This is a genomic window from Vibrio sp. MOR3 (assembly GCF_001557775.1).
GTDB classification, from domain to species: domain Bacteria; phylum Pseudomonadota; class Gammaproteobacteria; order Enterobacterales; family Vibrionaceae; genus Vibrio; species Vibrio jasicida.
Genome location: NZ_LNRD01000016.1, coordinates 83,835 through 99,211, shown reverse-complemented (window position 1 = coordinate 99,211; position 15,377 = coordinate 83,835). Strand labels below are relative to the sequence as shown.

General features: G+C 43.9%; 14 protein-coding genes and 1 tRNA gene. 4 read left to right on the top strand and 11 right to left on the bottom strand.

Annotated elements, in window-relative coordinates:
* Positions 1-584: 584 nt before the first annotated feature.
* The 7 genes from ATB76_RS22950 to ATB76_RS22920 form a co-directional block, all read right to left on the bottom strand.
* Entirely contained in the window at positions 585-1,835 is a 1,251-nt protein-coding gene (locus ATB76_RS22950) for an HD-GYP domain-containing protein (RefSeq protein WP_061036151.1), read from the bottom strand.
* A 153-nt stretch (positions 1,836-1,988) separates the two neighbouring features.
* Positions 1,989-2,987: a LacI family DNA-binding transcriptional regulator gene (locus tag ATB76_RS22945; protein ID WP_061036150.1), complete on the bottom strand. Its 999-nt coding sequence runs from the start codon at positions 2,985-2,987 to the stop codon at positions 1,989-1,991.
* 106 nt (positions 2,988-3,093) lie between these two features.
* Positions 3,094-3,849 (bottom strand): chitin disaccharide deacetylase, encoded by a 756-nt coding sequence (chbG, locus tag ATB76_RS22940; protein ID WP_038864458.1) that lies wholly within the window; start codon positions 3,847-3,849, stop codon positions 3,094-3,096.
* 15 nt (positions 3,850-3,864) lie between these two features.
* Positions 3,865-5,187 (bottom strand): 6-phospho-beta-glucosidase, encoded by a 1,323-nt coding sequence (locus ATB76_RS22935; protein WP_038864460.1) that lies wholly within the window; start codon positions 5,185-5,187, stop codon positions 3,865-3,867.
* 10 nt (positions 5,188-5,197) lie between these two features.
* Complete coding sequence (locus tag ATB76_RS22930; protein WP_038864462.1) at positions 5,198-5,509, bottom strand: PTS lactose/cellobiose transporter subunit IIA; 312 nt, start codon at positions 5,507-5,509, stop codon at positions 5,198-5,200.
* Between the two features lie 47 nt (positions 5,510-5,556).
* Positions 5,557-6,891 carry a PTS sugar transporter subunit IIC gene (locus ATB76_RS22925; RefSeq protein ID WP_038864463.1) on the bottom strand — a complete coding sequence of 445 codons (1,335 nt, stop codon included), beginning with the start codon at positions 6,889-6,891 and terminating at the stop codon, positions 5,557-5,559.
* A gap of 85 nt (positions 6,892-6,976) precedes the next feature.
* Positions 6,977-7,282 (bottom strand): PTS sugar transporter subunit IIB, encoded by a 306-nt coding sequence (locus tag ATB76_RS22920; RefSeq protein ID WP_063345294.1) that lies wholly within the window; start codon positions 7,280-7,282, stop codon positions 6,977-6,979.
* A gap of 247 nt (positions 7,283-7,529) precedes the next feature.
* Here ATB76_RS22920 and cod point away from each other — a divergent pair, with 247 nt between their 5' ends.
* Positions 7,530-8,813 carry a chitin oligosaccharide deacetylase gene (gene cod / locus ATB76_RS22915; protein ID WP_061036149.1) on the top strand — a complete coding sequence of 428 codons (1,284 nt, stop codon included), beginning with the start codon at positions 7,530-7,532 and terminating at the stop codon, positions 8,811-8,813.
* A 363-nt stretch (positions 8,814-9,176) separates the two neighbouring features.
* Here the strand turns inward: cod and ATB76_RS22910 are convergent.
* Both ATB76_RS22910 and ATB76_RS22905 read right to left on the bottom strand, forming a co-directional pair.
* Positions 9,177-9,261, bottom strand: a tRNA-Leu gene (locus ATB76_RS22910).
* Between the two features lie 177 nt (positions 9,262-9,438).
* Complete coding sequence (locus ATB76_RS22905) at positions 9,439-10,104, bottom strand: SDR family NAD(P)-dependent oxidoreductase (RefSeq protein WP_045400552.1); 666 nt, start codon at positions 10,102-10,104, stop codon at positions 9,439-9,441.
* A gap of 245 nt (positions 10,105-10,349) precedes the next feature.
* Between ATB76_RS22905 and ATB76_RS22900 the strand changes: the two genes are divergently transcribed.
* Positions 10,350-10,829 (top strand): RDD family protein, encoded by a 480-nt coding sequence (locus tag ATB76_RS22900; protein ID WP_039975711.1) that lies wholly within the window; start codon positions 10,350-10,352, stop codon positions 10,827-10,829.
* A gap of 73 nt (positions 10,830-10,902) precedes the next feature.
* Here ATB76_RS22900 and lptG read toward each other — a convergent pair whose 3' ends face one another.
* Complete coding sequence (lptG, locus tag ATB76_RS22895; RefSeq protein ID WP_038879670.1) at positions 10,903-11,973, bottom strand: LPS export ABC transporter permease LptG; 1,071 nt, start codon at positions 11,971-11,973, stop codon at positions 10,903-10,905.
* Positions 11,974-11,976: 3 nt separating this feature from the next.
* Entirely contained in the window at positions 11,977-13,077 is a 1,101-nt protein-coding gene (gene lptF, locus ATB76_RS22890) for an LPS export ABC transporter permease LptF (RefSeq protein WP_038864471.1), read from the bottom strand.
* Between the two features lie 200 nt (positions 13,078-13,277).
* Here lptF and pepA point away from each other — a divergent pair, with 200 nt between their 5' ends.
* A complete protein-coding gene (gene pepA, locus ATB76_RS22885; RefSeq protein WP_010450385.1) occupies positions 13,278-14,786 on the top strand; it encodes a leucyl aminopeptidase in 1,509 nt (502 codons plus the stop codon).
* A 116-nt stretch (positions 14,787-14,902) separates the two neighbouring features.
* Positions 14,903-15,352 carry a DNA polymerase III subunit chi gene (locus ATB76_RS22880; protein ID WP_042601075.1) on the top strand — a complete coding sequence of 150 codons (450 nt, stop codon included), beginning with the start codon at positions 14,903-14,905 and terminating at the stop codon, positions 15,350-15,352.
* The last annotated feature ends 25 nt before the right edge of the window (positions 15,353-15,377 follow it).

Sequence of the window (15,377 nt, the reverse complement as noted above, 5' to 3'; positions counted from 1 at the left end):
GGCCTGCCGCCAGCGTTCAATCTGAGCCATGATCAAACTCTTCAATTTAAGATTTTGTTCGGCTCAACGAATACTGACTTCAAAACTCATCCTTACTCGAAAGTAAGAAGTAATTTTAAAGCTATTATCATTCCAACAGAATGATAATGAATTGACTGTGCCAAGTCCGAAGACTTGATTGGTCACTCAGTTCATTGAAACCTAATTTGATACCGAGGTATCTAATTGGATTATCATCAACGAGTGCCCACACAGATTGATAGGTCTATATTTTTAAAGAGCTTGCTTTGCGAGAAGTTTTTCTCTCAAAGCGGAGGTGAATTCTAGCGAGATAATTGAGAGTGTCAAACACTTTTTTCAATTTATTTCCTCAGAAGTTTTTTACCTCCTCGACTCTGCTGAAGCCTTGTGGCGTCTGCCGTGTCGATGGATGCGCATTATAGGGAGAAGATTTTCTTTGGCAAGACTAAAAATGCATTTTTTCTAAAAAAACATGCCAAGTGGATACTTTCCATCCAACCAGAAAAATACCCATAAATAACACCCAAGATTTCTACAGATTACCCACAAAAACCTGTGGATAACTACTCATCACTGTCAAAGAAATAGGAAATCCGAGATCTTGGATTTAGGTACTCCCTAATTTTTTCGGGCAGTTTGGATGGATGAATCGCGTTTACGATTTTTAAGTCTTTTGATGCAAGATCAATAATCGGCGCTTGTGTACGCGGAACTGAAGGGTCATAAACTAAGACATTAGGAAACAACAAGTGTGACGCATTTACTGAGATCACCAACCCCACCATATTATTGGAAAGTTGTACTACCGTTCCCGGTGGAAAAACGCCCATAAACTTGATCAAGATATTAAGGTTTTCTTCTTTATATAGATGTTTGCAATTCTTATATAAATGAGAGAGCGCGGTGTAAGGTATCTTTTGTTCGGAAGGGACTGGCGTATGGCACAAATTATCAAAAGCATTCGCCACAATGATCACTTGAGCCAACTCATCGATATCATCCCCTTTTAACCCTTTAGGATAACCCGAGCCATCTCTCATCTCATGATGTTGGGCTATGACTCTTTTCGCGCTTTCAGGAAAGTCATCAATTTGATTCGCCATATCCAAGCCGTACTTGGTGTGCAACTTAAGATAGTTACTTTCTGGTTCAGTGAGCGGCACCTGTTTACGTAAAATAGCCGTTGGGATTTTAATTTTGCCCATATCATGAAAGAGCGCTGCAAAAGAGAGCGCTTTAAGCTGCTCTGCGGAGTATCCTTTTGCACATCCAATCATCATAGCAATGACAGCAACGTTCAACGAATGGAAGTAGATATCTTCAAATTCATTTTTGCCATTCATTAAATGTAATGTGACATTATCATCGCACATCAACTTCTCAACGATATCGTCAATCAATTGTTTGGCTTCATCAACAGCAGCGGCGGGACGATTACGTATTTTCGTCATCACAGAGCGCATACGGGCGAGGGAACGCTCGAACTCTTTCTCACATTGAATGACTCGACGGCGATAAGCGCTAAGCTTTTCGATGCGCTTTTGCTTCTCTTGCCATAGCTTCTGAGCTTCCAGCTCTAAAGTGTCGTCCTTCTTTACTTCTACTTGCGGCTGATTCGCTGGCAGAGGCGATACTTCGCTCTGTTCTGAGTTAAAATAAACAAACTTAACTCCAAGGTGTCGGATCATCTCAACTTGTTCTTGGTCTTTGATTTTGAAGCTATTTAATAGGAAGGGGTGCTCGTTCCACTTGAGTGGGAGACGGATATGTAAGCCGGGCTGAATACGATCCACTGTAAGTTTAATTGTTGCCACTTTTCCACTACTGACTTAGTTCTTCTTGATAAGCCTTTAATAGTAGTGGATTTTGTAAATGAATTCATCAATAAGGCCGATGTATAAAGCGTCGATGTGCTCACCATCAATAGACAATAACGAGTAGGTTATAGGCCACTCAACCTTTAGCACTTACCATAAAGACCTATCGGCCTTACGTATTTTCAGTTGAGCTTCAAAGATAGGCTTGCTTTCTATTTGTTGATCTTTGACTAGCCCTATAAGAGTTTGCACTGCCACTCTCGCCATGTCACTAATTGGGAAATGAACCGCAGATACCGTAGGGTAGAGACTTTCACATAGGTCGACACTATCAAAGCTTACTAACGAAATTTGTTCTGGGACAGATATCTTATGTTCATGCAGAAATTGCATTGCCCCAACCGTCATCTCCTCACTACAAGAAAAAAGCGCGGTTATTTCAGGATGCCGTCTATATATAGAAGCCATTGCATCATAACCACTTTGACGGCCGTAGTTACCTTCTTCACACCAGCTTTCATCAATTTCGATGCCCGCACTCTTCATTGCATCTACATAACCTAACTTTCTAAGTAAGCTATTATGACGCTGTGAAGGGCCGGTAATACAAGCAATGTGCCTGTGCCCCCCCGAGATAAGGTGCTCTACCGCTATTCGACTCGCATCATGATGATTGAACGTGACACACCGCTCTTCAATACCTTCTACAAAACGATCAAGTAATACAAACGGCGTTGGTAACTTTGCTAGTTCACGCAACTCATCATCAGACAAATAACGGCTGTGAAGCACATAACCATCGCAGCGAAGATCATTAAAACGCTCAATAGCCTCTCGCTCTCCTTCTGCGGAATGGTGACCTTGTGCGGTAATCAAAAACTTCTTATGGATGTCTAGTTCCGTTTGAACTTGCTCCATCATCTCCCCGAAAAATCCACCGGTGTAGTACGTCACCAATAAACCAACCATGTTACTTGATGAAGTCGCTAGGGAGCGGGCAATCGCACTTGGGCGATAATTTAATTGCGCCATGGCCGCTTCGACTTTTTTTCTTGTCTCTTCACGGAACTTGCCTTCGCCATTAATAATGCGAGAAACGGTGGAACGGTTTACTCCAGCGAGTTCTGCGACATCTTTTATCCTTGCCATATTGCTATTTAATCCAACTGCATGTTTTATTCGAAGAGATAACCTAGATAAAGCGGCCACCAGCAAGTCGTAAGGTGATAATAGGGTTCGACGCCGGCGGCCTAAATCATACACTGGCAACTTTGTGAGAAGAAATAAGCTCAGAGTAATCCGTGACTGCGATACCATGTTGAACAAGTTCTTGCTTAAGTATCGGGGAGGTCAGAACCTGCAGCTCTAATTCTCGTTGCAGCGCGTAACCGCTGCTAAGTATTAGAGGTTGATCGGCCTCTGCGGGATGACACATCACTTCGACAATATCGTACTGAGACTTTAATCTGAGCAAGCCCCTTAGCAACCCATCGAGACTTACACCTTGATCATAAAATTCATCAGTAAAGAAATATCGAACAGGATTCCTGACATGGCATAACCCACTTCCGCGTAAAGGTACACGATATTTTGTAGCAAGTTCTCTTATAACAGGGAGCAATTGAGGGTGAGTGTGCGCATGGTGATGGCTATCTAGATGACTCAATGATAAGCCTAAAGCAAGAAAGTGCTCTATTTGGCTTTGCGCTTCTTCATACACAGCCTTTAAATCGAAATCTTGTTTTTTCCATAACTCGGCATAACTAACAAAGTGCTCCTTACCATTGGTAAGATTAGGGTGCCCCGTAATTGGAGCACCAGCGGTAAAACGAAGGTGTATACCAATTTTCAAGTTAGAATTTTGTTTCGCCAATTCGACGGCATGCTTCTCGGCCCCCATCCCTACCATCATGGTGGTCGACCGAACCACACCTTGCTGGTGTGCTTTGATGATTCCGTTATTCACTCCGGGCGTTAAGCCAAAGTCATCAGCGTTAAAAATCACTTTCATTGGTGATATCCCTTTTTACAGCATTGTCAGTTTAAATTGAGGAAGGTAGGGTGCATTCACTTTCAATATGTCGTCCAAAATGGATTTCGCTCGCCCAATATCAGGCACTAACGGATTATTGGTCAACGCCATAAGTGCTTTGTCATAACTCCCTTCAACCGCAGCTTCAATCGCTAATTGCTCGTAAGCCTTAACTTGGTAAAGTAGTCCTTTTATGTTGGTCGAGAGCTCCCCTACTGCGAGCGGTTTTGCCCCCCAACTACCAATAACTGCACTACATTCAATCACAGCATTGTCAGGTAAACCGTTAATTGCGCCATTGTTTAGTACGTTCACCACATGAATACTATTGCGATTGTTATAAATCGAGTCCACTAGGTTCAATGATGCATCGGAATAGTAAGCTCCTCCCCGCTCTTCTAACTCTTTTGGCTTATGAGCCAAGTTAGGATCTTGATACAGCTTAAATAGTGCCGATTCGGTCTCCATAACTTGTTCAGCACGCGTGCCTTGTTCACCCGCGCTCTGTTTTTCTTCTGCTAGCATGGCATCTGTTTGATAGAAATAACGATGATAAGGACAAGGGATCGCCCCTAACGCTTTAAGAAATGCAGGATCCCATGGTTCCTCCCAAATATTCTTCATACTGAAGTTGGCACCATCCCCAACCTTCTCTAGTACTGTTTGAGTAATATCCTCTCCTCTAAGCCATGCTTTATGTACCCACACCAAGTGATTCAAACCTGCGAACTCAAGTTGCAGCTCTTTTGGTTCACAATCCATCATCTCGGCAATCATCATTTCCATCGAAACAGGCACATTACAAAGTCCAATACTCTTCACTTTGGTATATTTACTCACCGCTTCAGAGACTAAACCTGCTGGGTTAGTAAAATTTAACATCCAAGCATTTGGGGCTAATTCTTCAATATCTTTGCAAATATCGAGGATTACAGGAATGGTTCTCAATGCTTTGGCGAAACCACCCGGTCCTGTAGTTTCCTGACCGATAACATCATATTTAATAGGAATACGCTCGTCGTTCGCTCGCGCAGCTAAACCACCAACACGGAATTGCGTCATAACAAAGTCCGCACCTTTGATTGCTTCACGACGATCAAAACCCGCTTTAATTTCAATGTCAGCACCAGCTTTATCGACCATACGTTGCGCTAAACCTGTGATGATCTCTAACTTCTCCGCCCCAGACTCAATATCAACAAAGTGCATCTGTTTAACAGGTAAGAACTCCAAACGTTTAATAACACCCTCAACAAGTTCCGGAGTGTAACTACTGCCGCCACCTATAATGGCGAGCTTGATTGCATTTCTCGGCATCGTGGCTTCCTTACCTTTCAGAAATTTGCTTGTTCAATGCGACGATTTCTACCGCCATTTCCTGCGCTAAGATGGTCGTCATTAAATGATCTTGAGCATGCACCATAACCAAGGTCATTGGCACTTTGCCCTCTCCTTGGTCCTCTTCAATCAATTGCGTTTGAATCAGGTGCGCTTTGTTAATGCACTCTTTCGCTTGAAAAAGCTTTTCTTCCGCTGCTGCAAAGTTTCTCTCTCTCGATAGGCGCAATGCCTCATAACTCAAACTTCTGGCTTCACCCGCGTTGCAGATAATTTCCATCACGACTAATTCTTGTTCCATGTCTTCTCTCCGAAAGGGAGGGCTATCGAATGACAGCCCAATCATCTTTATGCTGTTACGCCTTCACCGGATGGTTGTTCCGCGTCTTTTGTTTCTTTGCTTGTTGGAAGCTCTTGCTCTAATACTTGCTTTTCAAACATCTTGAAGAACGGCAAGTAGATAAACAGGTCAAGAATCAGTAGCCCTATCACGAGCAACACAGGTGAGAATGTCCAACCGCTACCCCATGATGCACCGATAATAGCTGGTGTAGTCCAAGGTGTTGTTGCTACCCCCATACCAACAAAACCAAGGTGCACAGCAAAATACGCAATGGTGGCATTCAAGATAGGTGCGAATACGAATGGAATAAATAGAATAGGGTTCATCACCACAGGGCTACCAAAAATAACCGGTTCGTTAATTTGGAAGAAACCAGGCACTGCACTCATACGTCCAATACTTTTGAGGTGAGCTGAACGACTGAAGGACATAAGCATTACCAGCGCTAATGTTGCACCCGAACCACCAATAAAGATGTAGAAGTCCCAGAATGGCTGAGTGAATACATTTGGAATAGGTTGGCCAGCAACAAACGCGTCGATGTTAGCACTGATATTAGTAAGGAAGATGGGAGACAGAAGACCAACGACAATCGCCGCTCCATGGATGCCCGCAAACCACAATAACTGACAAACAAGCAATGCGCCAATGATCGCTGGTAACGTATTTGAAGCACTGATCAATGGTTTGAACATTGCCATCACCGCATCAGGAATCAACATATCGTATTGCATTTGAACAAAAATACTCAGAGGGTAAAGCGTAACGAAAATCGCTAAGACGGGTAGCAATACCTCAAAGGATCGTGCAATAGCCGGAGGCACCTGCTCTGGCATGCGAATCGTAATGTTATGCTTTTTCATAAAGCGGTACAGCTCGACAGAAAAGAAAGCACTCATTACCGCAGTAAAAATCCCCGTTCCTCCCATATGATTCATTGCCAAAGCGCCGTCTTTAGCAGGAGCTGCAATTAATAAGAAACTCATAAGCGACAAAACAGCACTGGTTATCCCATCCATTTTGTACGCTTTCGCCAAGCTATAGGCGACCCCTAGCGAGACGAATATCGTCATGATTCCCATCGACATATTGAACGGCATCATAATGGTATCGAAATGCGTCGTCGCAAAGTCCAACCATATTTGACCTAGAGTAAACGAAGTCCCTTCTTCAAATGGTGGAAAAGCAAATATTAAGATAAAGCTACCTACAATAATAAACGGCATTGCCACGATAAATCCGTCTCTCATTGCTCTAACATGAGGTTGATTACCCACTTTTGCTGCAATTGGGGCTATATGCTTTTCGACTATTCCTATAATCGCATCATAAAGCTTCATAGAGTCCATCCTTATTTTTAGACAAAAGAACCCCACATCAAATATCAATATTTGATGATTGTTCTTTTTATTTTAAACTATTGAATTAGTTAATAAGTTCTAATGCTTGCTTTAATACTTCTTCCCCTTTCATCATTCCATAAGCCTGTGGGGAAATTGCTTCTATATTTTTACCGTGCTCTTGAGCTGTTTTTCGCAACTCTTCTAATTGGAATCGAACTTGAGGTCCAAGCAAGCAAACATCGTACTCTTTGATTGCTTCATCAAACGCGTTCACAGACAACGCATCAATCTTACATACAATACCTTGCTTTTCAGCAGCTTGCTCCATCTTTCTAACCAACATACTGGTCGACATCCCAGCGCTACAGCATAAAAGGATCTTTTTCATAGCCTTACTCCCGTTGTGTAATTTTCAATCTACAAAAACTGTAGCAAAAATAACCAACGCAAAAAAGCGCAACCGGTTGCATTGTTCGTGAACTAAATCTCACTTTAGAAAATACGCTCTATTTTTTATTAATTATTTAGGTCTAGGATAAAAGCCAACAGAATAATAAAACACAAAATTTATATTTATAACTATCAATATATTACTACTGACAACGTCATAATTAATTTCTTAAAAGGAATAAAGAATGAAATTAAATAAACTGGCTATGGTTACACTCTTAGGCACTGCTCTATCTCAATATTCGTTTGCCCAAGCAGACCCAAAAGGCACGATATATTTAACTTTTGATGACGGCCCTATTAATGCGTCAATCGATGTGATTAATGTGCTTAATGAACAAGGGGTTAAAGGCACTTTTTACTTTAATGCTTGGCACCTAGATGGGATTGGTGATGAAAATGAGGACCGCGCTTTAGAAGCATTGAAACTGGCTCTCGATACAGGGCATATCGTAGCGAACCACAGTTATGCCCATATGATCCATAACTGCGTGGAAGAATTTGGCCCTAACAGTGGTGCAGAATGTAATGCGACGGGCGATCATCAAATTAACTCTTACCAAGATCCTGTCTACGACGCTCTAACATTTGACGAAAACTTAGCAGTACTCGAGCGATACCTACCAAATATTTCCAGTTACCCAAACTATCGCGGTGAAGAGTTTGCTCGATTGCCATATACCAACGGCTGGCGTGTAACAAAAAACTTTAAAGCAGATGGCTTATGTGCAACCTCTGATGACTTAAAACCTTGGGAACCTGGCTACGTCTGTGACACTGACAACCCGTCAAACAGCGTTAAGGCCTCGATTGAAGTTCAAAATATCTTAGCGAATAAGGGATATCAAACCCATGGTTGGGATCTCGACTGGGCACCGGAGAACTGGGGCATTGCAATGCCAGCAAATAGTTTGACGGAAGCAGAACCGTTTCTAGGTTATGTTGATGCGGCCCTAAACAGTTGTGCGCCAACGACGATCAACCCTATCAACTCCAAAACACAAGAATTCCCTTGTGGTACTCCGCTACACGCAGACAAAGTTATCGTGTTAACACATGAGTTCTTATTCGAAGATGGCAAACGCGGCATGGGAGCAACCAAAAACTTACCTAAGCTGGCTAAGTTTATCCAAATCGCAAAAGAAGCAGGATACGTTTTCGATACCATGGATAACTACACACCTGTTTGGCAAGTTGGTCAGGCATACGTTGCTGGTGATTACGTAACACATTCAGGTACTGTTTATAAAGCGGTTACAACGCACGTCGCACAACAGGATTGGGCACCGTCTTCAACGTCTAGCCTTTGGACAAATGCCGATCCTGCAACTAACTGGACACTAAACGTTGCTTATGAAGCAGATGATGTCGTGACTTACCAAGGTCTTCGCTACCTCGTAAACATTCCGCATGTATCACAGTCGGATTGGACTCCTAATACACAGAACACCTTGTTCACAGCTCTATAGGCTGTTCCTACTATCACCATGTAGTAGTTTGCGCGAGGCATACCCCTCGCGCTTTTTTTATTTTGGATAACCAGAAACAACAAAGCCCCGACTTTCGTCGAGGCTCTGTCTTAAAATATGGTACCGGTGGGCAGAGTTGATTGGACAAGCATTCCTGCCGCCACCGCGAAGGCAACGCTAACTTTCTTCCACCATTTTCAAACACCCAAAACGACGAAAGGCGGCTATACAAGCGACCTTTCTATGTATAGTACTGGTGGGTGGCTTGATTGGGCAGGCACTCCTGACGCCACGCTGGATTTGAATTTACAAAACCCAGATACAACAAAGCCCCGACTTTCGTCGAGGCTCTGTCTTGGAATATGGTACCGGTGGGCGGACTTGAACCGCCACGCCCGAAGGCAACGGATTTTGAATCCGTCGTGTATACCAATTTCACCACACCGGCATCTCGGGGCTATTGCCCTTTGATGGTTGGCATTATACGTAAGCTTTTGACCTGCGCAAGCAGAAAAACCTTAAATAACTATCGTTTGCTGATAATTTCGCCACAAAGTGTGACAAAGAAGATCTCATCACAGTTCAGTCTGCCATATCACCTGATAACAAGACCTCCCTCTCAGCCCTATAAACGGTTAACTGTAATATCCGAAACGTAACCATTACCAATATTAGAAAGCGCACCATGAATCATCCGCGCTGCATCACCTGCACTCATAAAGCTACTGGTGTCTAAAGACTTACCGCTCGTCTCCCAAAATTCCGTCGCCATACCTCCGGGATACACAGCGATAATTTTCATTGGTTTGCCTTTTAACTCCATACGAACGGATTCAATCAAACCTTTGACAGCCCACTTCACCGCACAATAGGTCGATTCTTGTGCCTTAGCTTGCTGTGCTGCTGTCGACATCACCATCACAACATTTACTGGCTGCTCTTGATAACGTTTGACCAACTCTCGAAGAATATTAATCGCCGAAGTGAGGTTATTTTCAATCAGCTTTTGAATCTCTTGCGGGTCTTGCTCAGCTAATAAACCAAAATACCCACTTCCAGCACAGTGAATCAGAGTAGAAGGCGCTTTAGGCAGCTCATTAAACAAATTCTCGACTTGGGATGTATCCACCAAATCACAACTACGCACTTGAGCTTTATTAGATAGGTGTTGAGAAAGAGTCGCCAACTTCTCTTCACTGCGTCCAGTTAACAGTGTTTCTTCGCCTTGAGCATCATACAACTTAGCTAGTTGCGCACCTAGTCCACTGCTCGCGCCGGTAATCACGATCATCTTGTACCTCTATCACGTCATTCGTAATCTCATGTTCTAAGCAAGGTACCGTATGTTTGACGATTTCACAGGTTAGGTGACGCGAAGTTTGAGCTGGATAGCTTTGTTAAGTTAGACGATGGATATAAAGTGTCTTCTGCTATGGTGATTTCTTCGTAATTAGAGACTCTGTGCGTTAGCTCTCTTTTCACCGACAAGCGGAATCTATATCCTGACGCACAATTTTAAAGGTAAGTGATGGAACTATGACGACTTCTACAACTCTTCCACCAGCGGGCTTATTTCGCCGATTAGCGGCGTTGTTCTACGATATGCTGATTATCTTAGCAATTGAAATGATGGCCGCCGGCGTAGTGATGGCAATCGTCTTTGCGTTAAATGCAGCAGGATTATTGAGCTATGGAGAATATGCAGATGCAGCGGATATGCTAGGAAAGCACCCTGTATTAAGCCCGCTATTTACCCTTTACTTGGCGACAGTCTGGGTATATTTCTTTGTCTTCTTCTGGACACGAGCAGGTCAAACACTAGGCATGCGAGCTTGGAAGATGCAGATCCGAAACAGCAAAGATGGCTCAGCTATTTCTGTAACTCAGGCACTGATTCGCCTAGCAACCTCTGGTTTCGGCTTAGCTAACCTCACTGTACCCATTGACCCACAGAAACGTGGTTTCCATGATATTTGGGCAAAAACTGAAGTCGTGGTATTACCGAAAGCTAAATAGTTAAATGGCAGAAGCAAAATAGAAAAAGGAAGGCATGGCGCCTTCCTTTTTTATGTTTACTGTCTTTGGGAATCTATAGCTTTCTTCTGAGCAGAGATACCGCAATAGCTAAGAATACGAGACTTGGAGCCAGTGCACCGAATACTGGCGGGATGCCATATACCAAGGTTAGAGGACCAAAGAATTCACTGGATATGTAGAAAGTAAAGCCAGCAACCACCCCCGAAAGCACCCTTGCCCCCATGGTCACACTACGTAATGGACCGAAAACAAATGACAGTGCCATCAACATCATTACCGCGATAGAAAGCGGTTGAGATAGCTTGCGCCAAAATGCCAGTTCATAACGTGAAGCATCTTGCTCTGATGCTTTCAGGTATGTCACATAGTCATACAAGCCACTTAGTGACAGCTCTTCTGGTTTTACCGTCACGACTGCCAGTTTGTCTGGTGCTAATGAGGTGTGCCACTCCATTTGTTCCAAATCACGCTTGGTAATGACGTTTTCATTCTCCATGTCAGTAACTTGCACGTAGCGCATCAGCCAATTGTTGTCTTGTTGGTAATCAACTTCTTCAGCAAAAATGACTTTCTGTAGGTTTTTATCATCATCAAAACGCCACATGTTCAAACCATAGAGTTTGTCGTCTTCAACTTTGCCGATAAAGATAAAATCATTGGCATCACGAGCCCAAACACCAGCCCGAACAGAAACGATACTACCGCCAGACAGAGCAAACGCTCGTAGATCACGTGCCATTTTTTGTGCTTCAGGTGCGCCCCATTGGCCAAGCGTCATGACGATTAGCATTAATGGAACCGCGGTTTTAAGCACTGATAAACCGATATCCAACTTAGAAAAGCCGGCTGCTTGCATTACTACGAGCTCGGAGCTGGAAGCCAACATACCAAGGCCAATTAATGCCCCCAACAACGCAGCCATCGGGAAAAACATTTCTACATCGCGAGGGATACTTAGTAACACAAAGTAGAGAGCATGCATTAAGTCGTATGCACCACGGCCGACTTTACGCAGCTGCTCTACGTATTTGATAATGCCAGACAAACCAACAAAGGTCGCTAACACCAAAGCCGTGGTAGAGATTATCGTTCTACCGATGTAAAGGTCTAAGAGTTTGAACACAGCTTACGCGAGCCTCTTCTTACGGAATTTTTCTTTCATTCGACGAGCAGGAACACTGTCCATCATGTTCGCCAGGATAGCGACCAAAAGCAGCATCGCATTAATAGGCCACATGCCAATAGCAGCAGGTATAGCACCATCCTCTAACGCAGATTTCGTTGCACTAATTGCAAGGAAGTACGCCAAGTAAATTAAGATGGCAGGGCCCATTTTGGCGAAACGTCCCTGACGTGGGTTGACCGCGGAAAGCGGAATAACCAACATCGTCAACAGCGGAATACACACAAATAATGAAATTCGCCATTGCAGTTCTGCTTGCGCTTCTGGATCGGGGTGGCCGATCAAATCTGCGGTTGGGTAAGCTTCCCAATCACGACCTTTTTGCTTCACTTCGCGCTGGCCAATCAAGCCTTCATATTCATCAAACTTGGTGATCATGTATTCCACGCGAGTCGGCACACCTTCATAGCGCGTGCCCTCATGCATCGTAATGATCTGACGGCCATCCGACAGTTCTTTTACATCGCCTGAAGAAGAGAACATCACGCTTGGTAGAATGGAATCGCGAGGGCGCATCTGTGCAACAAACACGTTGCTTAACGTGCTGTTTTTGATGTCGTCAATAAACACGACTGACGAACCATCTGGCGTTCCTTGGAATTGGCCTTTCTTTAGCAGGTCAACGCTGTTTTCTGCCGCGACTTGCTCGTACAGTTGCTCGACACGGTCCTGAGACCAAGGCGATAACCACAACGCATTAAACGCAGCAACACCTGATGTAATCAGAGCTAAGTACAATGCCGCCTGTACCAAGAATTTATTCCCGATACCGGTGGCATTCATTACCACGATCTCACTTTCCGCATACAAGCGACCAAAGGTGATCAATATGCCGATGTACAAACTTAATGGCAGCATCAATAAACCCATGGCTGGCATGTTTAAACCAACCACTGAGAAAATTAATCCAGCAGGAATATCCCCGTCCGAAGCATCAGCAAGAACACTGATAAACTTCTGGCTCACAAACACCAAAAAAAGTACGAAGAAAATCGCAAATTGGCTCTTGAGTGTTTCGCGGATCAAATATCTAACAATAATCACGCTGAAATTACCTATACAAAACTTGTTTTTTTGGTCGAATCACTATAGTTTCCCGTTGAACCATTTATTTTTTTAAAAATTATAAACTAGATGTTAGCGCTTAAATCAGCTCTGTTGGTAAGACCTGAGCTTAAATTCAACAAGTAAGCGATCATTATCTAACATTTAGAGCAATTTGTCTTCAGGATGTAGGAGTACGCATGGAGTTCAGTGTTAAAAGTGGCAGTCCAGAGAAACAACGTAGCGCATGTATCGTTGTTGGTGTGTTTGAACCACGTCGCCTTTCTCCAGTAGCCGAACAACTTGATAAAATCAGTGACGGTTACATCAGTTCACTACTTCGCCGTGGTGATCTAGAGGGTAAACCTGGTCAGATGCTACTACTGCATCAAGTACCAGGTGTTTTGTCAGAGCGCGTTCTACTTGTAGGTTGTGGTAAAGAACGTGAACTCGGCGAGCGCCAGTACAAGGAAATCATTCAAAAGACGATCAGCACACTTAACGAAACCGGTTCAATGGAAGCAGTATGTTTCCTAACTGAACTGCACGTTAAAGGTCGCGATACGTACTGGAAAGTACGTCAAGCAGTTGAAGCGACTAAAGATGGTCTTTACACATTTAACCAGTTCAAGAGCGTTAAGCCAGAAACTCGTCGTCCACTGCGTAAGCTAGTGTTCAACGTACCAACGCGTCGTGAACTGAACCTAGGTGAAAAAGCAATCACCCATGGTCTAGCTATTTCTTCTGGTGTGAAAGCATCAAAAGATCTTGGCAACATGCCACCAAACGTAGCAAACCCAGCTTACTTAGCCTCTCAAGCTCGTCGCCTTGCTGACGATTACGAAACCGTAACCACCAAGATCATTGGTGAGCAAGAGATGGAAAAACTGGGCATGACATCTTACCTAGCAGTAGGTCGTGGTTCGAAGAACGAATCTATGATGTCGATTATCGAATACAAAGGTAACCCAGAGTCAGAAGCAAAACCTATCGTTCTCGTCGGTAAAGGTCTGACGTTCGATTCAGGCGGTATCTCTCTAAAACCTGGTGAAGGTATGGATGAGATGAAGTACGACATGTGTGGTGCAGCATCTGTATTCGGTACAATGAAAGCGCTAGCGAAGCTAAACCTACCAATCAACGTTATTGGTGTTCTAGCAGGCTGTGAAAACATGCCAGGCAGCAACGCTTACCGTCCAGGTGACATCCTAACAACCATGTCTGGTCAAACTGTAGAAGTTCTGAACACGGATGCGGAAGGTCGTCTTGTTCTTTGTGACGCACTGACTTACGTAGAGCGTTTCGAACCAGACTGCGTAGTTGACGTTGCAACGCTAACGGGAGCTTGTGTTATCGCACTAGGGCACCACATCAGCGGCGTAATCTCTAACCACAACCCACTTTCTCATGAGCTAGTAAACGCTTCTGAGCAAGCAAGTGACCGTGCATGGCGTCTACCAATGGCAGACGAGTACCATGAGCAGCTGAAGAGTCCATTTGCTGATATGGCAAACATTGGTGGTCGTCCTGCAGGTACTATCACTGCAGGTTGCTTCCTGTCTAAGTTTGCTAAGAAGTACAACTGGGCACACGTCGATATCGCGGGTACAGCTTGGAAGTCAGGCGCAGCGAAAGGCTCAACGGGCCGTCCTGTCTCAATGCTTGTCCAATTCCTTTTGAACCGCAGCGGCCAAGAGACAGAAGAGTAATTTCTGAACACTATCTAAAAGGGCCGCAAGGCCCTTTTTTATTACCCCGATTTTCTTGAGAGAGAATAGGAATGTAAAATGGTCTAAGGATGAGACCAATGGCAAGTGAGAGAATGATGCAAACTGCAACCTTCTACATCATTAAAGAAGAGAGCCCTCAAGCAACAAAGGCGGGCTTTGAACAATACATCGTATTCTTGGCTCAGCACTTTGCTCGCCAAGGAGCTAAAGTGTATTTGAACTGCCAAGATAAGTCGCACGCCGAACAACTGGCCGAGGCTTTTTGGCAAATTGATGCAGATAAGTTCATGGCTCATAATCTCGTAGGTGAAGGACCGAAATACGCCACCAATATTGAGATCGGCCATGAAGGCGTAAAACCTAATTGGAATCGTCAATTGGTAATTAATTTGGCGGAAAATGAGACAACCTTTGCGAACAAGTTTGCTCAAGTGGTAGACTTCGTGCCTTGCGAAGAAAAAGCTAAACAGGTCGCAAGAGAAAGGTATAAAATTTACCGTCAAGCAGGTTATCAACTGCAAACGATCGAAATTCAATATCCTTAACGGTCAATCCTTATAGTTAAGGCGA